This window comes from Ruegeria sp. SCP10 (assembly GCF_040329495.1).
In the GTDB taxonomy this organism is placed as follows: domain Bacteria; phylum Pseudomonadota; class Alphaproteobacteria; order Rhodobacterales; family Rhodobacteraceae; genus Ruegeria.
Genome location: NZ_JBDZYF010000105.1, coordinates 1 through 217, shown reverse-complemented (window position 1 = coordinate 217; position 217 = coordinate 1). Strand labels below are relative to the sequence as shown.

Here is a 217-nt window from a genome sequence, read left to right as displayed (position 1 = left end):
AGACGCGCCATTTGCGCCTCCGTCAGCCAGAAAAGATCAGACATGTTCACCGCTCGTTTTTGAGCCGTGAATCATGATGCTAAAGGGAAATCAATGGGTACAGAGCCTAGGGCGTTTTTTGAGCGTTTCATCCTCGACGTACGCGCTCCAAACGGGCGCAAACCCCATGATCACCGTCTTGTTCTTGATGGGATTTTCTGGATCGCCAGAACCGAAG

General features: G+C 51.6%; 1 pseudogene. It reads left to right on the top strand.

What is annotated here, in order from left to right:
• Window positions 1–93: 93 nt before the first annotated feature.
• Window positions 94–217: pseudogene (locus ABLN87_RS22475) on the top strand (IS5/IS1182 family transposase); the annotation flags it as partial.